General features: G+C 63.7%; 21 protein-coding genes and 1 pseudogene. 17 read left to right on the forward strand and 5 right to left on the reverse strand.

Features of this window, described 5'->3' with window-relative positions; genetic code table 11:
* Positions 1-8 precede the first annotated feature (8 nt).
* Positions 9-1,556 (reverse strand): YifB family Mg chelatase-like AAA ATPase, encoded by a 1,548-nt coding sequence (locus tag RD110_RS00910; protein ID WP_076195821.1) that lies wholly within the window; start codon positions 1,554-1,556, stop codon positions 9-11.
* 373 nt (positions 1,557-1,929) lie between these two features.
* Here RD110_RS00910 and glnK point away from each other — a divergent pair, with 373 nt between their 5' ends.
* The 10 genes from glnK (at position 1,930) to RD110_RS00960 (ending at position 10,772) form a co-directional block, all read left to right on the forward strand.
* Entirely contained in the window at positions 1,930-2,268 is a 339-nt protein-coding gene (gene glnK / locus RD110_RS00915; RefSeq protein WP_076195823.1) for a P-II family nitrogen regulator, read from the forward strand.
* 31 nt (positions 2,269-2,299) lie between these two features.
* Positions 2,300-3,847, forward strand: coding sequence for an ammonium transporter (locus tag RD110_RS00920; protein WP_076195825.1), 1,548 nt, complete (start codon positions 2,300-2,302; stop codon positions 3,845-3,847).
* Between the two features lie 148 nt (positions 3,848-3,995).
* On the forward strand, positions 3,996-4,859 hold the full coding sequence (locus tag RD110_RS00925; protein ID WP_076195827.1) for an aldose 1-epimerase: 864 nt from the start codon (positions 3,996-3,998) through the stop codon (positions 4,857-4,859).
* Positions 4,856-5,785, forward strand: a complete 930-nt coding sequence (locus tag RD110_RS00930) for an SMP-30/gluconolactonase/LRE family protein (protein ID WP_076195829.1) — start codon at positions 4,856-4,858, stop codon at positions 5,783-5,785. Before RD110_RS00925 ends, RD110_RS00930 begins: the two co-directional genes overlap by 4 nt.
* 89 nt (positions 5,786-5,874) lie before the next feature.
* Positions 5,875-7,002, forward strand: coding sequence for a glycolate oxidase subunit GlcE (gene glcE, locus RD110_RS00935; RefSeq protein WP_076195831.1), 1,128 nt, complete (start codon positions 5,875-5,877; stop codon positions 7,000-7,002).
* Positions 7,003-7,014: 12 nt separating this feature from the next.
* Complete coding sequence (locus tag RD110_RS00940; protein WP_076195833.1) at positions 7,015-7,827, forward strand: YoaK family protein; 813 nt, start codon at positions 7,015-7,017, stop codon at positions 7,825-7,827.
* 11 nt (positions 7,828-7,838) lie between these two features.
* The gene (gene glcF, locus RD110_RS00945; RefSeq protein WP_076195835.1) at positions 7,839-9,086 is read left to right on the forward strand and encodes a glycolate oxidase subunit GlcF; all 1,248 of its coding nucleotides are present in this window, start codon (positions 7,839-7,841) and stop codon (positions 9,084-9,086) included.
* 79 nt (positions 9,087-9,165) lie between these two features.
* Positions 9,166-9,555, forward strand: coding sequence for a VOC family protein (locus tag RD110_RS00950; protein ID WP_076195837.1), 390 nt, complete (start codon positions 9,166-9,168; stop codon positions 9,553-9,555).
* Positions 9,542-9,991: an EVE domain-containing protein gene (locus RD110_RS00955; RefSeq protein WP_076195839.1), complete on the forward strand. Its 450-nt coding sequence runs from the start codon at positions 9,542-9,544 to the stop codon at positions 9,989-9,991. The genes RD110_RS00950 and RD110_RS00955 overlap by 14 nt, the downstream gene beginning before the upstream one ends.
* A 52-nt stretch (positions 9,992-10,043) precedes the next feature.
* Positions 10,044-10,772, forward strand: coding sequence for a helix-turn-helix transcriptional regulator (locus RD110_RS00960; RefSeq protein WP_076195841.1), 729 nt, complete (start codon positions 10,044-10,046; stop codon positions 10,770-10,772).
* A 75-nt stretch (positions 10,773-10,847) separates the two neighbouring features.
* Here RD110_RS00960 and RD110_RS00965 read toward each other — a convergent pair whose 3' ends face one another.
* Together RD110_RS00965 and lplT are read right to left on the reverse strand one after the other, a co-directional pair.
* Positions 10,848-11,336 (reverse strand): glutathione peroxidase, encoded by a 489-nt coding sequence (locus RD110_RS00965; protein WP_076195842.1) that lies wholly within the window; start codon positions 11,334-11,336, stop codon positions 10,848-10,850.
* A 22-nt stretch (positions 11,337-11,358) separates the two neighbouring features.
* Positions 11,359-12,639, reverse strand: coding sequence for a lysophospholipid transporter LplT (gene lplT, locus RD110_RS00970; protein WP_076195844.1), 1,281 nt, complete (start codon positions 12,637-12,639; stop codon positions 11,359-11,361).
* Positions 12,640-12,813: 174 nt separating this feature from the next.
* Between lplT and alr the strand changes: the two genes are divergently transcribed.
* Positions 12,814-13,935, forward strand: coding sequence for an alanine racemase (gene alr / locus RD110_RS00975; protein WP_076195846.1), 1,122 nt, complete (start codon positions 12,814-12,816; stop codon positions 13,933-13,935).
* Positions 13,936-13,953: 18 nt separating this feature from the next.
* Here alr and RD110_RS00980 read toward each other — a convergent pair whose 3' ends face one another.
* Complete coding sequence (locus tag RD110_RS00980; RefSeq protein WP_076195848.1) at positions 13,954-14,946, reverse strand: 2-dehydropantoate 2-reductase; 993 nt, start codon at positions 14,944-14,946, stop codon at positions 13,954-13,956.
* 116 nt (positions 14,947-15,062) lie between these two features.
* On the opposite strand from RD110_RS00980, the gene RD110_RS00985 reads away from it, so the two are divergent.
* Positions 15,063-16,112 (forward strand): acyltransferase family protein, encoded by a 1,050-nt coding sequence (locus RD110_RS00985; RefSeq protein WP_076195850.1) that lies wholly within the window; start codon positions 15,063-15,065, stop codon positions 16,110-16,112.
* A gap of 71 nt (positions 16,113-16,183) precedes the next feature.
* On the opposite strand, the gene RD110_RS00990 is transcribed toward RD110_RS00985, so the two are convergent.
* Entirely contained in the window at positions 16,184-16,999 is an 816-nt protein-coding gene (locus RD110_RS00990; protein ID WP_076195852.1) for an aldolase/citrate lyase family protein, read from the reverse strand.
* A gap of 105 nt (positions 17,000-17,104) precedes the next feature.
* Between RD110_RS00990 and RD110_RS00995 the strand changes: the two are divergent.
* The 5 genes and pseudogenes from RD110_RS00995 to RD110_RS01010 form a co-directional block, all read left to right on the forward strand.
* Positions 17,105-17,890: pseudogene (locus RD110_RS00995) on the forward strand (DUF7125 family protein); the annotation flags it as partial.
* A 425-nt stretch (positions 17,891-18,315) separates the two neighbouring features.
* Complete coding sequence (locus RD110_RS27665; RefSeq protein ID WP_157900022.1) at positions 18,316-18,972, forward strand: hypothetical protein; 657 nt, start codon at positions 18,316-18,318, stop codon at positions 18,970-18,972.
* A gap of 438 nt (positions 18,973-19,410) precedes the next feature.
* Positions 19,411-20,415, forward strand: coding sequence for a PD-(D/E)XK nuclease domain-containing protein (locus RD110_RS01000; RefSeq protein WP_239467144.1), 1,005 nt, complete (start codon positions 19,411-19,413; stop codon positions 20,413-20,415).
* The gene (locus RD110_RS01005; RefSeq protein WP_076195854.1) at positions 20,412-21,554 is read left to right on the forward strand and encodes a hypothetical protein; all 1,143 of its coding nucleotides are present in this window, start codon (positions 20,412-20,414) and stop codon (positions 21,552-21,554) included. Before RD110_RS01000 ends, RD110_RS01005 begins: the two co-directional genes overlap by 4 nt.
* Positions 21,551-22,222, forward strand: a complete 672-nt coding sequence (locus tag RD110_RS01010) for a hypothetical protein (RefSeq protein ID WP_239467145.1) — start codon at positions 21,551-21,553, stop codon at positions 22,220-22,222. Before RD110_RS01005 ends, RD110_RS01010 begins: the two co-directional genes overlap by 4 nt.
* The last annotated feature ends 94 nt before the right edge of the window (positions 22,223-22,316 follow it).

Raw genomic sequence — 22,316 nt, forward strand, 5'->3', positions numbered from 1 at the left:
GCTCGGCGTCAAGCCTGCGGGCGCAATGCCCGCCGGTATTGCACGGCTTCGGCCACGTGGGCCGTTTCGGTGTTCTCCGCCCCGGCCAGATCGGCAATGGTGCGCGCCACCTTGAGCGCACGGTGGATGCTGCGCGCCGACCAGCCCAATCGCGCGGCCGCGGTGTTGAGGAACTTCGCCGCCCCCGCGTCCAGCCGCAATTGCGCATCGATCTCCTGCCCCTCCAGCGCCTGGTTGGATTTGCCCTGGCGTGCGATGGCCCGTGTGCGCGCCGCGCTGCTGCGTGTGCGGATGGCATCGGTCGATTCGCCGGGCGGCGCATGGATCAGCTCCTGCGGTGCGAGCGCCGGCACCTCCACGTGGAGATCGATCCGGTCGATCAGCGGCCCGCTGAGTTTGCTCTGATAACGCAGCACCTGATCGGGAGAACAGCGGCAGGCGGTCTGCCTGGAGCCGAGGTAGCCGCAAGGGCAAGGGTTCATGGCCGCGATCATCTGGAACCGGGCCGGAAATTCCGCTCGCCGCGCCGCACGCGCAATGGTGATGCGGCCGGTCTCCAGCGGTTCGCGCAGGGCCTCGAGCGCCGAGCGTGGAAACTCGGGCAGTTCGTCGAGGAACAGCACGCCGTGGTGCGCCAGCGAAATTTCCCCCGGGCGCGGCGGCGAGCCGCCACCGACCAGCGCCACGGCGCTGGCCGTGTGGTGCGGTGTGCAGGTGGGCCGGGTGGCCCAGCGTTCGAGCACGAAACGCCCCCCGATGCTGGCCACGGCGGCACTTTGCAGGGCTTCCTCCACGGTCATTGGCGGCAGCAGCCCGGCGAAACGCTGGGCCAGCATGGATTTGCCGGAACCGGGCGGACCGACCATCAGCAGGCTGTGGCCTCCGGCCGCGGCGATCTCCAACGCACGCTTGGCAGCGGCCTGGCCCTTCACGTCGGACAGGTCGGCGTAGGGCGCGGTGGGCGGCAGCACGCGCGGTGCCAACCGTGCCCAGCCATCGGCGTCAAGGTGGCTGTCTTCGGCCGTTGCCGTTGCGGGTTCCGGCAGAAAGTGGCGCACCACGTCCAGCAGATGCCGCGCGCGGTACACCTCGGCATCGGGCACCAGTGCGGCCTCCTCCGCACTGGCCGGCGGCAGCACCAGACGCGTGCGCACCTGCTGCGCCTGCAGCGCCAGGCTCACCGCGAGGGCGCCGCGCACCGGTCGCAGCGCACCCGAAAGCGAAAGTTCGCCCGCGAACTCGTAGCCGGCAAGGCGGCTGCCGTCGATCTGTCCGCTGGCTGCAAGAATGCCCAGGGCGATCGGCAGGTCGAAGCGGCCCGAGTCCTTCGGCAGATCGGCCGGGGCCAGGTTGACCGTGATGCGCTTGTTGTGCGGAAACGCTAGCCCGGCATTCTGGATGGCCGACCGCACGCGTTCGCGGGCCTCCTTGACCTCCACATCGGCGAGACCGACGAGGGTGAAGCTCGGCAAACCGTTGACGAGATGCACCTCAACGGTGACAGCCGGCGCTTCCAACCCCAGCAAAGCGCGGCTTTGCACCAAAGATAAGCTCATTCGTTCATTCCTCCCTCATTCGGTGCATGCGCGCAAAGTAAAACAATGCATCAGTTTGTTCGCACCACCATGGTGCCAATACCACCATGGGTGTCTGGGTTTAACGCGCTACGCGGGTGCCGCGTGCACCCTGGCCTTGGGGAATTTGGCACGCTCCGTGCTTATGACGACGCGTCATTCCTTTTTTTACATTTGGAGCGAACCATGAAACTGACAGCCCCCAAGACCTTGGTTCTTGTGGATCCCGCAGCGTCCGGCCGTGTTTCCGCACAGCCGGCACCTGCGCCCGACAACACCTTGGCTTGCGCTGTCGGGGCGGTCTCCGTTGGCCGCGTCTGCGGCAATTCCTGAATCTTCCACTGGAGAATGCAATATGAAACTCGTAACGGCCATCATCAAACCGTTCAAGCTTGACGAGGTGCGTGAAGCCCTGTCCGGCATCGGTGTGCAGGGCATCACCGTGACCGAAGTCAAAGGCTTCGGCCGCCAGAAGGGCCATACGGAGTTGTACCGCGGCGCCGAGTACGTGGTCGACTTCCTGCCCAAGGTCAAGATCGAGGCGGCCGTCTCCGAGGAACTGGTCGACCGCGTGATCGAGGCCGTCGAAGGCGCGGCCCGCACCGGCAAGATCGGCGACGGGAAGATCTTCGTCTACAACCTGGAGCAGGTTGTCCGCATCCGCACCGGCGAGACCGGCAAAGAGGCGCTGTAAGCCGCATTCGCAAAAAGAAAGAAACTTCGAAATGAAAAAACTGCTTGCTTCTTTTGTGCTTGGCCTGAGTTTGCTGGCCGGCGGCACGATGTCCATGGCCCAGGCGCCGGCCGCCACCGCGTCCGAGCCGGCCGCTGCGGCTTCCGTCGCCGCACCGGCGCCGGCTGCCGCCGCTCCCGCCGCCGCGGCGCCTGCTGCTGCCGCACCGGCTGATGCGGCTTCCGCCGCCGCTGCGCCCGCTCCCGTTCCGAACAAGGGCGACACCGCCTGGATGTTGGTTTCCACCCTGCTGGTCATCCTGATGACCGTGCCCGGCCTGGCCCTGTTCTATGGCGGCTTGGTGCGCAGCAAGAACATGCTGTCCGTGCTGATGCAGGTCATGGTCACGTTCTCGCTGATCGTGGTGCTGTGGTTCATCTACGGCTACAGCCTCGCATTCACCGAGGGCAATGCCTATATCGGGGGCTTTGACAGATTGTTCATGAAGGGCATCTGGGACAACGCCGCGGGCACGTTCGCCAACGGCGCGACCTTCAGCAAGGGCGTCGTGATTCCGGAAATCGTGTTCGCCGCCTTCCAGGCCACGTTCGCCGGCATCACCTGTACGCTGATCGTCGGTGCCTTCGCCGAACGCATCAAGTTCTCCGCCGTGCTGCTGTTCATGGTCATCTGGTTCACCTTCAGCTACGCGCCGATGGCCCACATGGTCTGGTTCTGGATGGGCCCTGACGCCTACACCGGCAAGGAAGTGGTCGACGCGATGAACGGCAAGGCCGGCCAGATCTGGCAATGGGGCGCGCTGGACTTCGCCGGCGGCACCGTGGTGCACATCAACGCCGCCGTCGCCGGTCTGGTCGGTGCCTTCATGGTCGGCAAGCGCATCGGCTACGGCAAGGAAGCCATGGCGCCGCACAGCCTGACGCTGACCATGGTCGGTGCCTCGCTGCTGTGGGTGGGCTGGTTCGGCTTCAACGCCGGCTCCGCACTCGAAGCCAACGGCTTCGCCGCCCTGGCCTTCATCAACACCCTGGGCGCCACGGCGGCCGCGGTGCTGGCCTGGTCCATCGGTGAAGCGCTGCACAAGGGCAAGGCTTCGATGCTGGGTGCCGCTTCCGGCGCCGTGGCCGGCCTGGTCGCCATCACGCCGGCTGCCGGCAACGTCGGCATCGGCGGCGGCCTGATCATCGGCTTCATCGCCGGCTTCGCCTGCCTCTGGGGTGTGACCGGCCTGAAGAAGATCCTCGGCGCGGACGACTCGCTCGACGTGTTCGGTGTGCATGGTGTCGGCGGTATCGTCGGTGCGCTGCTGACCGGCGTGTTCAACTCGCCTTCCCTGGGCGGCCCCGGCTTCGTGGCCGACTGGGTCACGGCCACCGGTGTCACCGCTGCCGACTACTCCATCGCTTCGCAAGTGTGGATCCAGGCCAAGGCCGTGCTGCTGACCATCGTCTGGTCGGGTGTGGTTTCCATCATCGCCTACAAGATCGTCGACATGACCATCGGTCTGCGTGTCAGCGAAGAAGACGAACGCGAAGGCCTGGACATCACGTCCCACGGCGAAACCGCCTACAACAGATAAGCTGGAGGCAACCGGGAGCGCAGGGCGCTTCCGGCTCCTGTCTCGAAAAGCCCGCAGGAGCTCCGGTTCCCGCGGGCTTTTGTCTTTGGTCGATGTCAGTCGGCGCACAATGGCGCGAAACAATTTCGCGACCTCTAGAGACATTCCCATGACTTCTCCCCTCGTCCTGCAAAGCGGCGCGCTGCGCTGCGAACTCAGGCCCGAACTCGGCGGCTGCATCACCGGCCTTTGGTTCGGCGACGTGCCGGTGCTGCGCTCCGCACCGGCCCACACCGTGGCCACCGCGCGGCTTGGCGGCAGCTACGCGATGGTGCCGTTTTCCAACCGCATCGCGCAGGCCCACCTGCTCTGGCAGGGCACGAGCCATCCGCTGGTGCAGAACAACGGCCCCGAGCCGCATGCCATCCACGGCCATGGCTGGCAGCGCGCATGGGAAGTGCTCGAGTGCGACGCCACCTCGGCGCTGATCGGCTTCGAGCACCGGCCCGACGCGGCCTGGCCGTTCGCCTTCGACACCTCCCAAAGCCTGCGCATTACCGGCCACGCGCTGGAGATCACCTTGAGCGCCACCAACCGATCCGCCACCGAAGCGCCGATCGGGCTGGGCTGGCATCCCTATTTCGCGAAACGCGGCGAGGCGCATATCGCCTTCACCGCCGCCGGCCGCTGGGAAAACGGCGCCGACATGTTGCCCACGCACCGCGAGGCCAGCACAGGCATCGACGCCGACTGCGCCGCCATCGACGTGGACCATTGCTTCGACGGCTGGAACGGCGTGGTGCAGCTCACCGACGAAAGGCTGCGCATCCGCATCGGCTCCAACCTCGACCATCTGGTGGTGTTCACCAACGCCGGCAAGAACTTCGTCGCCATCGAGCCGGTGAGCCACGTCAACAACGCGCTGAACCTGATGGCCGCCGGCCGCTACAACGCCGCGGCACTCGGCGTGAGCGTGCTGCAGCCCGGCGAAACCAAGACCGCCACCATGAGCATCAGCGTGGAGGCCGTATGACGGATCGCTGGCGCACCGTGGTGGCCGAACCCAACGAACTCGGCGAGTCCCCCTTCTGGCATCCGGCGGAGCAGCGGCTCTACTGGGTGGACCTGGAGGCGAAGCTGATCCTGCGCACCCAGCCCGGCAGCGGCTTGGTCGAGCGCTGGGCCGTGCCGCAGGAGCCGGGCTGCATCGCCCCCGCGGCGCGCGGCGGGCTGGTCGTGGCCCTGCGCGACGGGGTGTACCGCGCACACGAATGGGGCGGCGCGCTCACGCGCATCGCGACTTTTGACTACGACCCGGCCACCACGCGTTTCAACGACGGCAAATGCGATCCGCTGGGCCGCTTCTGGGCCGGCACCATCTTCGAGCCGCGCAGCGCCAACGAGGCGAAGTTGTATTCCGTCGATGGCCGCGGCGGCCGCGCGCCGGAGGTGAAGCTGCAGGCCGGCGACGCCATCACGGCCAACGGCCTGGCCTGGTCGCCGCGTGGCGACACGGTGTATTGGTCGGATACGCCGCACCACGTCATCCACGCCTGGGACTGGGCGGCCGACACCAACACGCTGACGCGGCATCGAGTGTTCCAGCAGTTCGCCGGCAAACCGGCGGGCTGGACGCCGGGCCTGCCGGACAACGGGGGTTATGGCGGCCGACCCGACGGCGCCACCGTGGACGCCGAAGGCAACTACTACGCCGCCATGTTCGAAGGCCGGCGCGTCTGCAAATTCGCACCCGACGGCCGCCTCCTCGCCGAAATCGAAACCCCGGCGCAATGCCCGACCATGCCCTGCCTGGGCGGGCCGGAACTACGCACGCTCTACCTCACCACCGCGCGCCACAAGCGCCCGGCGGCCGAACTCGCGGCCCTGCCGGGATCGGGCTGCGTGTTCGCCATGGACGTGGATGTGCCGGGCCTGCCGGTCAACTTCTTCCAGGACTGACCTGTTGTGAAGCCGCGCAAGAATTGCACGCCGCGCCTGCAAAAAATTCACAAGCCGCTCCAGCGCCGCAGCGGATACCAACAGTTACCATGACCGGCATGGACGCCGCACTGCAAAGCCTGATCACGCGCATCGCCGATGCGGCGGCCACGGCCACGCCGCTGCGTTTTCGCGGTGGCGGCAGCAAGGATTTCTACGGCCAGGCGCTGCGGGGCGAGATCGTCGACACCACGGTGTTCTCCGGCATCACCAGCTACGAGCCGAGCGAACTGGTGGTGTCGGCACGTGCCGGCACGCCGCTTTCCGAACTCGAGGCCGTGCTGGCCGCGAAAGGCCAGTGCCTGCCGTTCGAGCCGCCGCATTTCGCCGAAGGTGCCACGGTGGGCGGCATGGTCGCTGCCGGCCTCAGCGGCCCGGCCCGGGCCAGCGTCGGCGCGGTGCGCGACTACATGCTAGGCGTGACGCTGATCAATGGCCGCGCCGAGCTGTTGAGCTTCGGCGGCACGGTCATGAAGAACGTGGCGGGCTACGACGTGTCGCGGCTCATGGCCGGCTCGCTCGGCACGCTCGGCCTGATCACCGAAGTGCACCTCAAGGTGCTGCCGGTGCCGCCGGCCGAGGCCACGCTGCGCTTCGCCTGCGGCCAGGCCGAAGCCTTGCGCCTGCTGCACGCCTGGGGCGGCCAGCCGCTGCCGCTGAACGCGAGCTGCTGGATGGAAGCGCCGGCGGGCGAGGGCGTGCTGTTCCTGCGGCTGCGCGGCGCCGTGGCCGCGGTGGAAGCGGCCTGCACGCGCCTGGGCGGGGAGCTGCTCGCACCCGCCGCTTTGGCAGGCGAAGACGGCTTCGCCTGGCAGGCGCTGCGCAACCATCGGTTGCCCTGGTTCCGATCGACAACGCCCGCCGAAAGCCAGTTGTGGCGGCTTTCCGTGCCACAGACCGCGCCGGTGCTCGATCTGCCCGGCCCGACCCTGGTCGAATGGCACGGCGGGCAGCGCTGGCTCAAGGCGGCGCCCGGCGACGAAGCCCGCATCCGCGCGACGGCCCGGCAAGTCGGCGGAAGTGCTACTCTTTTCAGAGCTGACGCCACAGAAGCGGTGGCCGATGAGGCGCGTTTCGATGCACTGTTGTCGCCGCTGGACGGCATCCATCTCCGCCTGAAACAGCAGTTCGATCCGGCCGGCATCTTCAACCCTGGCCGGCTGTACCCGCAGTTCTGACCCATCCACACCGTGCGCCGCCTGCTCCACGTTGCCGACCGCCACCGCACAGCCTCGACCACCCGGCTGCTCGGATTGCTGCTGGCCTTCAATGCCGGCGCCATCAATGCGGGCGGCCTGCTGGTGGTGCACATGTACACCTCGCACATGTCGGGTTTCGCCTCGCAGGTGGCCGACAGCCTGGTGCTGGGCAACGTCACCCTGCTGCTCGGCGCGCTGGGCGCGCTGCTGGCCTTCACCGCGGGTGCCGCCACCACCGCCATCATCGTCAACTGGGCGCGCGTGCACCGGCTGCGCAGCGCCTACGCCCTGCCGCTGCTGCTGGAAGCCGCGCTGCTGCTGCCGTTCGGCCTGATGGGGGCGATCACGCTCACCTGGGACACACCCTTTGCCGTGCCGCTGACGGTGCTGCTGCTGTCCTTCATCATGGGCCTGCAGAACGCGGTGGGCAGCAAGGTTTCCGCCGGGCGCATCCGCACCACCCACATGACCGGCAACCTGACGGACCTCGGCATGGAACTCGGCAAGCTGCTGTACTGGAACCGCAACGGCACGCCGCCTGAGGCGCAGGTGCGCTCCAACCGCAGCCGCATGACGCTGCACGGCGGATTGATCGGCATGTTCATCGCCGGTGGCCTGTTCGGCGCGGCCGGCTTCAAGTACGTCGGATTCCTGTGGGTCGTGCCGCTGGCTGCGTTGCTGCTGGCGCTGTCCCTGCCCACCGTGCGGCATGACCTGCGGCGTTCGCTGTACCTGCGCGCGCGCCTGGTCGCGCTGGGGCAACGCCTGCGCCGCGGCCGCAAACCCGCGTCACCGCCCGCCTGAGAAACCGCACGATGCAGACCAAGCTCTCCCCGGAATTCGAGAACACCCCCGACGGTCTGGCCGCCGAGGCCATCCTGCGCAAGTGCGTGCATTGCGGCTTCTGCACCGCCACCTGCCCGACCTACCAGCTGCTCGGCGACGAGCTCGACGGCCCGCGTGGCCGCATCTACCTGATGAAACAGGTGCTCGAAGGCGCCGAGCCCACGCGCAGCACGCAGCTGCACCTCGACCGCTGCCTCACCTGCCGCAACTGCGAAAGCACCTGTCCGAGCGGCGTGGACTATGGCCACCTGGTCGACATCGGCCGCAAGATCGTGGACGCCAAGGTGCCGCGCCCCGCCAGCGAGCGCGCCATGCGCTGGGCGCTGAAGGAGGGGCTGAACTCGCCGATGTTCGGGCCGGCCATGAAACTGGGCCAGGCCGTGCGTGGCGTGTTGCCGGGCAAGCTCAAGGCCAAGGTGCCGGCACCGCAGAGCGCCGGCGTCTGGCCCAGCGCCAGCCACGCGCGCCAGGTCTTGATGCTGACGGGCTGCGTGCAGCCTTCGATGATGCCCAACATCAACGGCGCCACCGCGCGCGTGCTCGACGCGGCCGGCATCCAGACCCTGGTGGCGGCCGAGGCCGGCTGCTGCGGGGCCGTGAAGTTCCACCTCAACGACCAGGAAGGCGGCAAGGCGCAGATGCGCGCCAACATCGATGCCTGGTGGCCATTCGTCGAACAGGTCGAAGCCATCGTGATGAACGCCTCGGGCTGCGGTGTCACCGTCAAGGAATACGGCCATCTGCTGGCCGACGACCCGGCCTACGCCGCAAAGGCCGCTCGCATCAGCGCCCTCACGCGCGATCTCAGCGAGTTGCTGCCGACGATGCTGCCCGCGCTCACCGCGGCGCTGCAGGCGCGGCCCGCGCACGCGGGCGAGAAACTCGCGTTCCATCCGCCCTGCACCCTGCAGCACGGCCAGCAACTGCGCGGCGGCGTGGAAACCCACCTGCGCGCGCTCGGCTTCGACGTGCGCACCTGTGTGAACGAAGCACACCTGTGCTGCGGCTCGGCCGGCACTTATTCGGTGCTGAACCCCGGCATTGCCACGCAGTTGCGCGACCGCAAGCTCGGCCACCTCGCGCAGTCGTTCGGCACCGACCAGCCCGAGACCATCATCAGCGCCAACATCGGCTGCATCACGCATCTGCAGAGCGGCACGGCCACGCCGGTGAGGCATTGGGTGGAGGTGCTCGACGCGGCGCTGGCCGCAGCGTGACAGCCTGCTGACACCACGTTGTCAGCAGCCCCCGCCCACCATGGAGGCCTTCACAACTTGTTCGAAAGGTCCCTCCATCATGTCCAACCCACACGCCATCAGCTGGTTCGAGATTCCCGTGCGCGACCTCGACCGTGCGCAGAATTTCTATGAAACCGTGCTGCGCAAGACACTCCTGCGCCAGCAGTTCCCGATGGGCGACAAGGTGTACCCTCTGGCGATTTTTCCCGCCACCGAACACGGCACCAAGGGTTGCCTGATGAGCGGGCACGATACCTTGGCCTCCAGCACCGAGGGCAGCCTGGTGTACCTGGATTGCGGCGACAGCATCGATGCGGCCATCACGCGTTGCCGGCAGGCCGGCGGCATGTTGCTCAAGGCGAAGACGGCGCTGCCGCCGGGCATGGGTTGCTTCGCCCACATCCAGGACCTCGAGGGCAACCGGGTGGGCCTGCATGCCGCCGCGTAACTGGATCGCCGTGGCCAGCGCCGAACACGCGCGGCGCGGCTGCGCGGCGCAGCCTTCGGGCTTCATGCAGGTCTGCCACGGCAAGGCTGCACCGCTGCGCAAGGTGGCGCCGGGCGACCGCGTGGCCTACTACGCGCCGGCGCTGACCATGGGCGGCAAGGACAGGCTGCAGAGCTTCGTCGCCATCGGCTTGGTGCAGCCGGGCGCGCCGTACACGGTCGACATGGGCGGCGGCTTCGTGCCCTACCGGCGCGATGTGGCCTACGTGCCGGCCCGCGAGGCGCCGATCGCGCCGCTGCTGGATGCCTTCGAATTCGTGGAGGACCGCAGCCGTTGGGGTTATAAGTTCCGCTTCGGCCTGTTCGAAGTGAGTGGTCCGGACATGCGGCTCATCGCGCAAGCGATGGCGGCGCCGCTCGATGCACTCTGTTTTTGATAGCTTCTCACGCAGTATCCACCTGCTCTATTCGTCGAAATAGTGACTGCCCATGCGCCGCGCCGACCGCCTGTTCCAGATCGTCCAGCTGATCCGTGGCCGGCGCCTGACCACGGCGGCTTTCCTGGCGGCGCGGCTCGAGGTGTCGGAACGCACCGTGTACCGCGACGTGGGCCAGTTGCAGCACCAGGGCGTGCCCATCGAGGGCGAGGCCGGCGTGGGTTACCGGCTGGGCCGGGGCTTCGAACTGCCGCCGCTGATGTTCACCCAGGGCGAGGCCAACGCGCTGGTGGCCGCCGCACGGGTGGCGCAGGCCTGGCTCGACGCGGGGCTGGCGGGCGAGGTGGAGGGCGCGCTGGGCAAGATCCTCTCGGTGCTGCCGCCGACGGCGCGGGCCTCGGCGGAAAGCCTGGCGCTGTATGCGCAGGAAGTGGGCGGCCTGACACCAGCGGAGCAGAACCTGCTGCAGGCGGTGCGCGAGGCCGCGCAGGCCCGGCGCAAGCTGCGGCTCGGCTATCTGGACCTGGCCGACCTTCCGAGCCAGCGCGTGGTGCGCCCCCTGGGCTGCTTCTACTGGGGCAAGATCTGGACGCTGTCGGCCTGGTGCGAAACGCGGCAGGATTTCCGCAGTTTCCGGATCGACCGCATCCGGCAATGGCAGGTGCTGGACGCGTCTTTCCGCGACGAAGCCGGCAAGACCCTGGCCGACATGCTGCGCAAGGTCAAAGGGGAACTGGCCGCCAAGGCGGCACGGGGCAATAACGGAAATAGCGCTGGCTAGAATTGCTATTTAAAATATAGCTACCTGCGCAGAGATGGATTGCGCCAGAGGCCGATTTAGTTATCCATCCTCGGCTCAGGCCGCGAGTGCGGCCTCGATGTCCTTGCGCAGGCTCTTGGGCGTGTCCGTCGGCGCAAAACGCTGGATGACCTGGCCGTCCTTGCCCACGAGGAACTTGGTGAAGTTCCACTTGATCGCCTTGGTGCCGAGCAAACCAGGCGCCTCCTTGGTCAGCCATTGGTAGAGCGGATGGGCGTTGGCGCCGTTCACGTCGATCTTGGCCATCATCGGGAAATCGACACCGTAGTTGAGCTGGCAGAAGCTGGCGATCTCGGCGTTGGCGCCCGGGTCCTGCGCGCCGAACTGGTTGCACGGGAAGCCCAGCACCACCAGGCCTTGCGGGCCGTAGGCCTTGTGCAGTTCTTCCAACCCCGCGAACTGCGGTGTGAAACCGCAGGCGCTCGCGGTGTTCACGATGAGCAGGGCCTGGCCCTTGAACCGGGAAAGCGGCACCGGCTGGCCGTCGATGCCGAGCGCTTCGAAGTCGTAGATGGAAGAGGTCATGCGCCCATTGGACTCCAAAAACTCAATGCAGGTTGTCGTTGCGCGCGATGAACAGCAGGTGATCCACCTCTTCGCGGTAGTTCACGCAATTGCGCTGGTGCCAGCGGCGGATCAGCCACATGAACCCGGCCACCACCAGGCCGAACACGGTGATCGCGCCAAAGGCCGACAGGCCCATGCCGGTGGACAGGGTGTAGAACGCGCCCAGGCCCAGGATGCAGGCCTGCTCGTTGAAGTTCTGCACCGCGATCGAGCGGCCCGCGCCCATCAGGTTGTGGCCGCGGTGCTGCAGCAGCGCGTTCATCGGTACCACCAGGAAGCCGCCCAGGCCGCCGAGCAGAATCAGGAAGGGCGCGGCGATCCACACGTTGTGGATGAAGTTCAGCAGGATCACCAGCACGCCCATGGCGATGCCCAGCGGAATCACCTTGGTGGCGGTGTCCAGCTTCATGCGCATCGACGCCACCACCGCACCCACCGCCGTGCCGATGGCCACCACGCCCACCAGGCTGGACGCTTGCGTCGTGCTGTAGCCCAGCGCGGCCGCGCTCCAGGCCAGCACGATGTACTTGAGGTTGCCGCTCACGCCCCAGAACAGCGTGGTCGTGGCCAGGGAGATCTGGCCCAGCTTGTCGCGCCACAGCCGGCTGTTGCAACGCCAGAAGTCGGGCAGCAGCGCGATGGTGTTCTTGGGCATGGGCCGCATCTCCACCCCGGTGTGCGGAATGCGGGTGTTGAACCAGGCGGCCAGCGCGTAGACCAGGATCAGCACCGAGATCGCGGCCTCGGCCGGGGTGTCGACACCGGTGTCGATGAGCGGGATGTCGATGGCCAGCAGGTGCTTGGACACTGCCGCGCCGATCAGCTGGCCGCCCAGCAGCACGCCCAGGATGATGGAGCCGATCGTCAGGCCCTCGATCCAGCCATTGGCCTTGACCAGCTGCGAGGCCGGCAACAACTCGGTGAGGATGCCGTACTTGGCCGGCGAATAGGCGGCTGCGCCCAGGCCCACCACCGCGTAGGAGATCAGCGGATGCGAGCCGAACAGCATCATCAGGCAGCCCAGCACCTTGATGCCGTTGCTGAACAGCATGACCTTGCCCTTGGGCATGGCGTCGGCGAACGCACCCACGAACGGTGCCAGGATCACGTAGAAAAGCGCGAACATCGGCACCAGCGCGGCCTGCTGCCATTCCGGCGCACCACTGGTACGCAACAACTGCACGGCACCCACGAACAATGCATTGTCTGCCAGCGAGCTGAAAAACTGCGCCGACATGATGGTGAAAAAACCGCGCTTCATTAAATGCTGTGGGCGGCATCAGTGGGGCTGATGCAGGGTGATTTAAGACATCTCTCTTAGGAGAGCGGGTTATATCACGCGGGCCAATGCCAAAATCCCTGAAAGCCCCGCAACTCCTAGGTCCCTGGGCCGGCAACCGGCCCAATGGCCTGATCCAACATCAGGTTTTTTGCCATGCCACGTCCGATCCAGGCCACCATCCACACCGAAGCCTTGCGTCACAACCTGGCCCGCGCACGCGCGGCCGCACCCGAGGCCCGCGTCTGGGCGGTGGTCAAGGCCAACGCCTACGGCCACGGCATCGAACGGGCGTTCGAAGGCCTGCGCGGCGCCGACGGTTTTGCGCTGCTCGACCTGAACGAGGCCGAACGTGTGCGCGCACTCGGCTGGCGCGGCCCGATCCTGCTGCTCGAAGGCGTGTTCGAGCAACGCGACCTCGAGCTGTGCTCGCGGCTCGGCCTGTGGCACACCGTGCATTGCGACGAGCAGATCGACATGCTGGCCACGCACAAGACGCAGGTGCCGCACCGGGTGTTCCTGAAGATGAATTCGGGCATGAACCGCCTGGGCTTCACGCCGCAGCGTTACCGCGCCGCCTGGACCCGGCTCAACGCCCTGCCGCAGGTCGACGAGATTTCGCTGATGACGCATTTCGCCGATTCCGACGGCCGGCGCGGCGTGGCCGAACAGATGGCGGTGTTCAATGCCGTCACGGCCGACCTGCCTGGCGAACGCACGGTGGCCAACAGCGCCGCCACGCTGCGCCACACCGTCGGCGGGCCGCTGCAGCGGCCCGATCTCGCCGCCCAGGTGGCGGCCGACTGGGTGCGCCCCGGCATCGTGGTCTACGGCAGCGCGCCCGATTTTCCCGAGTACACGGCCGAGCAGTGGGGCTTGCAGCCGGCGATGACGCTGGCCGCCAAGCTCATCGGCGTGCAGGAACTCGATGCCGGCGCGGCCGTGGGCTACGGCTGCCACTTCGTCGCCGAGCGGCCGATGCGTATCGGCGTGGCGGCCTGCGGTTATGCTGACGGTTATCCGCGCATCTGCCCCACCGGCACACCGGTGCTGGTCGACGGCGTGCGCACGCAGACGGTCGGCCGCGTCAGCATGGACATGCTGGCCGTGGACCTCACGCCGGTGCCGGACGCGGGCTTCGGCAGCGAAGTCACCTTGTGGGGCCGGGCGGCCAACGGCGCGCTGATGCCGATCGACGAGGTGGCCCGCATGGCGGGCACCGTGGGCTACGAGCTGATGTGCGGCCTGGCACCGCGGGTGCCGGTGGTGGTGGACTAGCGTTCCGGGCGGCCGGGCTCAATACAGCCCGTGCCTGCGCGCATGCAGCCGCGCCAGCCCGAGCAGGGCATCGGTGAACGGCGTGGCCACACCGGTCATCGCGCCGAGTTCGCGCACCACCGTGACCAGCGCGTCGAGCTCGACCGGCCTGCCGGCTTCCACGTCCTGCAGCATCGAGGTCTTGAATGCGCCGAGCTTGCGCGTCACGGCATGGCGGTCCTCGGGTTGCTGGTCGATGGCGATGCCCAGGCGCGCGCCGATCTCCTTGGCCTCGAGCATCACCTGCGAGACGAAGCCGCGCACCAGGTCGTCGTCCATGATCAGGTCGGTGGTGGCGCCGGTGAAGGCGCTGATCGGGTTCACCGTCATGTTGCCCCAGAGCTTGAACCAGGTGTCCTTTTGAATCTGCTCCGACACCGGCGCCTCGAAGCCGGCCTGTGCGAGCAGCGCGGCCAGGGCCTGCACCCGTGGCGTGTATTCGCCCGAGGGTTCACCGAGGATCAGCTTGTTGCCGAAGTGGTGGCGCACGAAGCCGGGGCCGTTGAGCGCGCAACTCGCATGGACCACGCAGCCGATGACATTGGCGGCCGGGATCGCACGCGCGATGTCGCCGGTGGCGTCCACGGCCTGCAGCGGCCGGCCTTCGAATGCGCCGCCGAAACCCTGCAGGAACCACCACGGCACGCCGTTCATCGCGGTGAGCACGATGGTGTGCGGGCCGATCAGCGGCCCGATCCGGCGCGCCACGTCCTGCAGCGCCGGCGCCTTCACGGCGACGACGACCAGGTCCTGCACGCCGAGCGTGGCGGGGTCGGTAGTGGCCTGCACGGCTGCCGAGGTCGTCGCGCCGTCTGCCTCCAGGCGCAGGCCATGCTGTTGCAGGGCCTGCAGGGTCGCGCCGCGGGCCACCACGCTGACGTCCTGGCCGATGGCGGCCAGCCGCGCGCCGATCCAGCCGCCGATGGCGCCGGCGCCGTAGATGCAAACACGCGAGATTTTGCTGGTGATCATGTTGATGCCTGGAGTCCAAGTACGATGGTGCGAGCGACGCAACGCGTAAGCGTAACTTGCTTCGAGGCGTCAATGAAAGCGTTCCAGAGCGCTGCTACTAAAAAAGGAATCGAGCGATGAGCAACTCGACAGGGCAGACGGCGAGTACGCGGCTTGGGGAGATCGACGTGCTCCGCGGTCTGGCGGCGTTGGCCGTGGTGGTTTTTCACTTTACCGGGCACCTGCATCGCTACATGACGGATTTCCCATTCGATTTCCAGCTCGGTCACTATGGCGTGCAGATGTTCTTCGTGATCTCGGGTTTTTTCATCTTCATGACGGTGGAGAAATGCCGAAACGCCCGGGAGTTTCTGGCCCTGCGTTTCAGCAGGCTCTATCCCGTGTATTGGGCGACCTTGGCGGCATGGATGGCTTATGAGGTCCTGATCGCCCACCAGCACCCCTGGCTCAGGGCCTACTTTTGGAATGCGACGATGCTGCAGGCTTTCGTTGGCGAGGGAGACATCGACATCGTGTTCTGGAGTCTCGCGGTCGAAATGACCTTCTACGGTTTGATGGCGCTGCTCATGGTCACGGGCGCGATCCGTCATGCGGTGGCCGTGACCGTGCTGTGGCTGTTCGTGGCCAACCTATGGCCGTTGGTCATCGACGTCCCGGCAGTGCAGTTCCCGGTGATCAAGACGCTTGCCGGCGTGCTGGTCTACGCGCCCTACTTCGTGGGCGGCATGGTTTTCCACCTGCTGCGGAAATCCGCCTGGAAGACGCCGATGCCCGGGCTGGGTGTCCTCGCGCTGTGCGTGCTCACCGCATGGAACACCGGGGGTACCGAAATCGGCGTGGTCGCTGCGGTGGTGTTCGTGCTGATGGGCTTGGCACTGAGCGGCAAATTGCGTCTGCTCGTTGCCGCACCCACCTTGTGGCTCGGCGCCATTTCCTACTCGCTCTATCTGGTGCATCGCAACGTCGGATACGTGGCGCTTTTCAAGCTGCATGCGCTGGGTGTCGACAGTCGCATTTCATTTTTCATCGTCCTCGCCGGCGTGCTGGCGCTGGCGAGCGCCTTCACTTTCTGGATCGAAAGACCCAGCCTGCGCTACCTGCGGCTATGGCAATCTCGCCGGCAGGCGTTGCGCAGTGCAAACCAATCGACGACGTTGGCTTCGTGAATCAAATCGGCCTGGAGGCCATGAATTGTGAGCGCCGAGTGCTCATGTTTCGATAGTACTGAACGGTCCGCTCAATAGCTGTCACCGCGCGTGGCCGTGTATTTGAACTGCGTCAGCAGGTGCGTCGCCGCTGCGGTCAACAGCATGGTGTCGATGCCGATGGCCACGAACAAAGCGCCGGCCGCAAGCCACTTGTCGGCCTGGTCCTTGGTCGTGGCCAGGATGCCCGGCGCCTTGCCCGCGCGCAGGATGCGGCGGATGCCGTCCTCGATCGCGGCCTGGACCTCGGGATTGCCGGGCTGGCCCGGGTAACCCATGGAGGCCGACAGATCGGCCGGCCCGATGAAGATGCCGTCCACGCCGTCCGTGGCGGCGATCGCGTCGAGGTTGCGCATCGCCTCCACGGTTTCGGCCTGCACCAGCAGGCACACCTGGTCGTTGGCCTCATGGATGTAGTTCGGATACCGCTGCCAGCGCGACGAGCGTGCCAGCGCGCTGCCCATGCCGCGGATGCCTTGCGGCGGATAACGCATGGCCTGCGCCAGCGCCAGCGCCTGTTCCGGCGTGTCGACCATCGGCACGAGCAGCGTCTGCACGCCCAGGTCCAGGTACTGCTTGATCAACGCCGTTTCGCCGACCGGCAGCCGTGCGACGGCGTGCGAGCCGGGCTCGGCCGCGAAGGCGCCGTTCGAGCTCGCGATCGCCTGCAGTTGCGCCAAGGTGCTGCGCAGGTCGTTGGGCGCATGTTCGCCATCCACCAGCAGCCAGTCGTAGCCGGTGCCGGCGAGGATTTCGGCGGCATACGCGTCGGCCAGGCCCAGCCACAGGCCGAATTGGGGCCGGCCCTCGCGCATGGCCTGCTTGAACGGGTTGATCGGCGTGTGCATCTGGTCTCCTGGCTGGGCTGTTGTGACCGCATCGATTCTAGGTTTGGCCGGGTGGCGCGCATCGACACGGGTCGACACTGGTTATCCGTCCAGTTATATTCCGGCATGGCCAAAGAAAAAACAATCTACGTCTGCAACGAGTGCGGCGGCACCACGCCCAAGTGGCTGGGCAAGTGCCCGCACTGCAATGCCTGGAACACACTCGTCGAGTCGGTGGCCGAAAGCGCCGCGCCCGCGCGCAACCGCTTTGCCGCGCTGGCCAAGACGGCGGCCGTGGTGGCGCTGGCCGATATCGAAGCCAGCGAGGTCGAACGCACGCCCACCGGCATGGACGAGCTCGACCGCGTGCTCGGCGGCGGCATCGTCGAAGGCGGCGTGGTGCTGATCGGCGGCGATCCGGGCATCGGCAAGTCGACGCTGCTGCTGCAGGCGCTCGACGCGCTGCAGCGCGCCGGCCAGAAGACGCTGTACGTCACGGGCGAAGAGAGCGGCGCGCAGGTGGCGCTGCGCTCGCGCCGGCTCGGCATCGAGGGCAGTCGGGTGCAGGTGCTGGCCGAGATCCAGCTCGAGAAAATCCTGGCCACGCTCGACGCGCACCAGCCGAACATCGCCGTCATCGACTCGATCCAGACGGTCTATTCCGAGCAATTGACCTCGGCGCCGGGCTCCGTGGCCCAGGTGCGCGAATGCGCGGCCCACCTCACGCGCGCCGCCAAGGCCAGTGGCGTGGCCATCGTGCTGGTCGGCCACGTGACGAAGGAGGGCGCGCTCGCCGGGCCGCGCGTGCTGGAACACATGGTCGATACCGTGCTGTATTTCGAGGGCGACACCCACAGCAGCTTTCGCCTGGTGCGGGCCATCAAGAACCGCTTCGGCGCGGTCAACGAGATCCAATGGGGTGTGGGATCACTACTATTGATGACCTGAGCCAGTCAAGATGGGATGATGACTTAATAGTAAGACTACTACTAATCTCTACTATTCTCAGGGGTTAGCAATGCTATCAACGCGTCGTGGGGCAGTGGCAGTATGAGAGCTCCATCTGTGTCTTGCTTGTCCTGCTTAGCTCGCCGTTGGATGCCTCGAACGCGTGCTTGACGGTTAGTGTCTGCGTTGCGCGAAGCCTCGTTCTCTTCAGCCTTTCCCCATAATAAGCAGCGAGTTGGGTATTCCGTTCCATTTCACTCACTAGGTTCAGCGTGCAGAAAAATCGAACTTCCCTAGAGAAAAATATAAAAAATTTTGGACCGAGTTCATTTTGGCAACTTTTCCCTAGCCCTTGCGAAAGATACCCAGCTGATACTACGCCCGACATCATGGACGGTACTTTAAAAAAATTTAACTACAAACTAAAAAGGGAGCAGGTTGTGGGTGATGCAAAACGCCGCAAGGCAGAGATCGAGAAATTAAAAAATCGCGTACAAGCTTGGCGAAATGATCTAAAGGGTGATTCTAAAGTCGTGGCAGAGGCAGCAATCTATGCATTTGAAAATATCGTAATTCCTCGAAAAATGTTTGCTGGTTGTTATCACCTTGCGTTTTTTCTTCGCGAATATCTTGCGAGAGAAAAAGGCATCGGTGTTCAGATGATCGTAGGATGGATCACAGACGAGAGTTGGGCGGGGGCTACTTCTCATGCTTGGATAGAGCACGAGGGGAAAAAAACAGATATCTCGCTCTGGCTGACCGAGCGACCTGAAATGCAGCTTCGAGGCAGCGTACTAATCAATGAATTTGAATTTCTCAAGGGCTTAGTAACACACGTTTACCATAAAGACTTTCCTGAATCAGCAAAGCCTTTTATGCAGACTATCTCTGAAAATTCCGATTTGAAGAGTGTTATTGAGCAGAAGGCCGCTGAACATCTTCAGATTCAGAGATTTTCTGAAGAACCTGCTGGAGCGGACGATTATTTCCGAGGCGCACCTCCGTCAATGAACTATGAGGCCCTCTTAAAGGGCATGGTTAGCTAACAATAAAAATAATCTGCGCCACTGTATCGCAAATAAATTATTATTAGCTCCCATTTTAGTTTTCTCTATTGGAATTGCTATATCTCGACATGAACGGATGCAACCGTGAGAGTTTCACGATTACCAGGAGATTCTGCCTCAATTCAATAAACGACTTGGCGCACTTGGCGAGTTCAGCGAAGGCTCAAAATTTTTTATGCTCAAAGCGCGATCGACCCATTTCATAATTGTTGTGAGCGCGGACGTCGTTCCGATCACCACGAACCGGTGACGATATGGTCGCCCAGTAGGCAGCAGATTTCAGCTCCTGTAGCAATGCCTACCGCATCAACTCAGCACGACTTGCAGCACGCAGCCATGTAAATGAACACTCAAAAATCCGCATGTTTTGAGTTACAACATCACAAAGTTCTCGGCGCCCTGTAACATTTGCCAAAAATGGGGGGTACTTTGGCAGAAAACGAACATACGGCGCATCAAGCCGAGCTTTTGGCAAGCGAGCTCTTTTCGGAATTTTTCTGGTCGAAGCTTGGACCTACAAACCACGACTGGCCATGTGAAGACAAAGAACGTCATCAAGTTGCCACTCACCCCTGTGATGTCGTGTACTACTACGACGAGCCCTATGCGGCTCGACAGACGTACGTGCACTGTGATCTTAAAAGCTATGCCAAGGGAACAATCACAGCGGCGGCAGTGAAAGCGGCTGTTGAGAGTTTGGCAAAACAGGTGGCATGCGCTGAGCGAAGCGAAGAGTGGCGCAAGCTGCACACTCACGACAACGTCACCTTTTCAGTTAGCGGCCTACTTTTCGTCTACAACCACGACGGTGAATATGAGGCCGACTTCCAGAAAAATTTGATGCATATCGCACCGGAAAGTCTTCAACTACCGCGCGGTAGCAAGCTTTTCGTTCTTGGTCCGAAGGAAATTTTTTGGCTTGACAACATCCGCGCCGATATTCAGCAGATGCGTGGAAAAAGCAACCCTGAGGTGCCTGCGCCTGAGTTCTGTTTCTTTTTTCATCCTCAACTGATGCGGCGCGCAAATTTGCAAGTGAAGAAGGCAAAAGCAGCAACGCTTGAGACACTGACGTCTCCGATCATCATTTTGGAGCACCGCGACCCTCGTCGTTCGCACCAGCGTGGGGTAATCGTCTTCTATTCGAGGCCAGGTGACACCGTAGACGAGTTTATGTATCTCATCGACACCATGCGCAAGTACGAACTTCTCGACGAAAACACGTCCGTGAAGGTCAAAACGCTTGGCGCCTCACCTATTTCGTCTCCCACGTTTCAGAAGGCGCAGCTTCAATACATTGAGGGGCTTACCGGCGCAGGCGTGGACACCGATCTTGGTGAGTACGTTAAAGCGATCCGTTATGAACCGATGAGGGAGACGCGTAGCGTGTACTCCAACATTGACCTGGGGACGTGGTCATGAGCGACTTTCTTGACCATCTAAGTGCGAACGACAACGACATCTACGATCTGTTGATTTCCGGCAGGCAGAAGATCACGGAAAACGTTCTCAGGGAGCTTGCCCGAGATCGGGGAATTTTCTGTTCGCCACAGGACTCTCGAGAGGATTTGGCCGACTACCTCTCGATTTTGCCTCATGCATTTCAAGACGTGGCGAGCATCGTGCACAAGCGCGAGCCTGGTGGCCGTAAGGAGAAGATGACGTCGATCCGGCTAAACGTCGTTGTCCCTCCGGCGGATCTTCGGGCCGCGGTGGAGGAATACATTGGAGGAGCGGCCAGAACGGAGCGTGTTACTCACCGGCCTGCAAGCAATGAAGGCTTTATCGTTAATGTGAAGTATGAGGAATTCAATCATTCGCGCGCTCGTCTTCTTCAACGCGAGCGACAAGAGGCCGATATTGAGTTTTTCGTTGTAGATGGACAGACGGTCGTTCGGATGCCCGCCACCGAGAAAGCAAAGCGGATCGTCGAGGCCTTAAAAGACAACGTTGAACGACGACGAAAAGAATCGATTCAAGAAGAGGTGATCGAGCTGGGGGGACTCAGCTCGGTGGCATTGCGGTCCAAGTTCTTTACGCGACTGATTTCAACGTTGGATGGTTTTAAGTTGAAAAACGTGATGAATCTGCGCGTGTCGTCTAACCTCTCGGAACAGGGTGAAGATGATGAGGCACTGGATCTTGAGGATGTTGAAGAAAGCGAAGCACGTGCTGAAATGTTCGCGGTTGTCCATAGCATGGCACTGTCGGGGCAGAATCTGGTGCAATCACAGGAATACAAAGATTTAACTGCACGGGGCTTCTACATCACTTCTATCTCGTGGCGTTCAGAGCAGGATGCAAATCCTCCTGACATAGTTCAGTTTGAGGCTGGCTTTCAAGACCGAAAACTGGGGACTGGCTTCAAGTACAACGTGCAGGGCGCTTTCCGCGCACATAAAGGCGCTCATCGTAAGACGATCGCTCCAGTGGGCGACACTGAGAAGGCCAAGTTGCTTGGTTTGATTGAAACGACCGCGCGCAAGGTGCTAGTTGAGCTAATTGCAGAAGATGCTGAGCTTTCGCAAGGTAGCGATGGCGAACAGGGAGAAAAGCCTTGAAACGATATCGTTGGCTGCAGGCTGACTGGCCTATCTCGATGCGTGCGCTCGGCAAGCGTCTGAAGGCGCGGCCGTTTGGCTCCGACGTTTCTCATGGCTTCGTGATTGATCGGGTACGCGATGACTTGTTAGAGGGACGATACATCGAGCGCATCGAGTACACAGACACCGTGACTGATCCCTTCGGCGTCGAGTTGGCTTTTGAGCGAGTTGAATTCCGTCAGAGTTCATTTCGCGCGACTCCATCGGGCCCAGGGTTGGAGCTGCGAGACCCACCACGCAGCGTTCAGTCGCTGCTTAATCGGCTTTCAGAGGCTTCTGACTTTGAGGTGGCCATCACGGCTCAGGCAGTGGACGTACTTGCATGGAGCGCGAAGTTCCAAAGCCTGGCCGAACTTACATCAGTGGTCGACTCGCTGCAGGTCAATTCCTTGGAGCTCGAACCTGGTATTCGCGCAAAGATTGTGATCAAAGGAGATCGTGACGTCCGATCCTCCTGCACGACATTGACTGGTCCGCGAAAATTTTCCATGGAGAAGATTCAGCTTCGTTTTACCAAGCCAAGCATCGGTACGATCATCTTCGGAAACACCGCCTCGGCATCATTGGGCGTAGATGATCCAGAGGAGCGAATTCTCGAAGCGCTCCGAGATTCACTGCCCCGCTGAGTTGGTATTTCTAACATGATGACGTGGTGATATTTACCAATTGGGGGTTTTGTTGACCACCGCTTTTTCTCACTCAGAGGCTAGGTTTTGAAGG

The organism is Rhodoferax koreense, from assembly GCF_001955695.1.
Lineage (GTDB): Bacteria > Pseudomonadota > Gammaproteobacteria > Burkholderiales > Burkholderiaceae_C > Rhodoferax_B > Rhodoferax_B koreensis.

Bases quoted from the DNA above. Each gene is read 5' to 3' on its own strand.
- RD110_RS00910 (WP_076195821.1), bottom strand. From the start codon at position 1,556: ATGAGCTTATCTTTGGTGCAAAGCCGCGCTTTGCTGGGGTTGGAAGCG.
- glnK (WP_076195823.1), top strand. From the start codon at position 1,930: ATGAAACTCGTAACGGCCATCATCAAACCGTTCAAGCTTGACGAGGTG.
- RD110_RS00920 (WP_076195825.1), top strand. From the start codon at position 2,300: ATGAAAAAACTGCTTGCTTCTTTTGTGCTTGGCCTGAGTTTGCTGGCC.
- RD110_RS00925 (WP_076195827.1), top strand. From the start codon at position 3,996: ATGACTTCTCCCCTCGTCCTGCAAAGCGGCGCGCTGCGCTGCGAACTC.
- RD110_RS00930 (WP_076195829.1), top strand. From the start codon at position 4,856: ATGACGGATCGCTGGCGCACCGTGGTGGCCGAACCCAACGAACTCGGC.
- glcE (WP_076195831.1), top strand. From the start codon at position 5,875: ATGACCGGCATGGACGCCGCACTGCAAAGCCTGATCACGCGCATCGCC.
- glcF (WP_076195835.1), top strand. From the start codon at position 7,839: ATGCAGACCAAGCTCTCCCCGGAATTCGAGAACACCCCCGACGGTCTG.
- RD110_RS00950 (WP_076195837.1), top strand. From the start codon at position 9,166: ATGTCCAACCCACACGCCATCAGCTGGTTCGAGATTCCCGTGCGCGAC.
- RD110_RS00955 (WP_076195839.1), top strand. From the start codon at position 9,542: ATGCCGCCGCGTAACTGGATCGCCGTGGCCAGCGCCGAACACGCGCGG.
- RD110_RS00960 (WP_076195841.1), top strand. From the start codon at position 10,044: ATGCGCCGCGCCGACCGCCTGTTCCAGATCGTCCAGCTGATCCGTGGC.
- RD110_RS00965 (WP_076195842.1), bottom strand. From the start codon at position 11,336: ATGACCTCTTCCATCTACGACTTCGAAGCGCTCGGCATCGACGGCCAG.
- lplT (WP_076195844.1), bottom strand. From the start codon at position 12,639: ATGAAGCGCGGTTTTTTCACCATCATGTCGGCGCAGTTTTTCAGCTCG.
- alr (WP_076195846.1), top strand. From the start codon at position 12,814: ATGCCACGTCCGATCCAGGCCACCATCCACACCGAAGCCTTGCGTCAC.
- RD110_RS00980 (WP_076195848.1), bottom strand. From the start codon at position 14,946: ATGATCACCAGCAAAATCTCGCGTGTTTGCATCTACGGCGCCGGCGCC.
- RD110_RS00985 (WP_076195850.1), top strand. From the start codon at position 15,063: ATGAGCAACTCGACAGGGCAGACGGCGAGTACGCGGCTTGGGGAGATC.
- RD110_RS00990 (WP_076195852.1), bottom strand. From the start codon at position 16,999: ATGCACACGCCGATCAACCCGTTCAAGCAGGCCATGCGCGAGGGCCGG.
- RD110_RS27665 (WP_157900022.1), top strand. From the start codon at position 18,316: ATGGACGGTACTTTAAAAAAATTTAACTACAAACTAAAAAGGGAGCAG.
- RD110_RS01000 (WP_239467144.1), top strand. From the start codon at position 19,411: ATGGGGGGTACTTTGGCAGAAAACGAACATACGGCGCATCAAGCCGAG.
- RD110_RS01005 (WP_076195854.1), top strand. From the start codon at position 20,412: ATGAGCGACTTTCTTGACCATCTAAGTGCGAACGACAACGACATCTAC.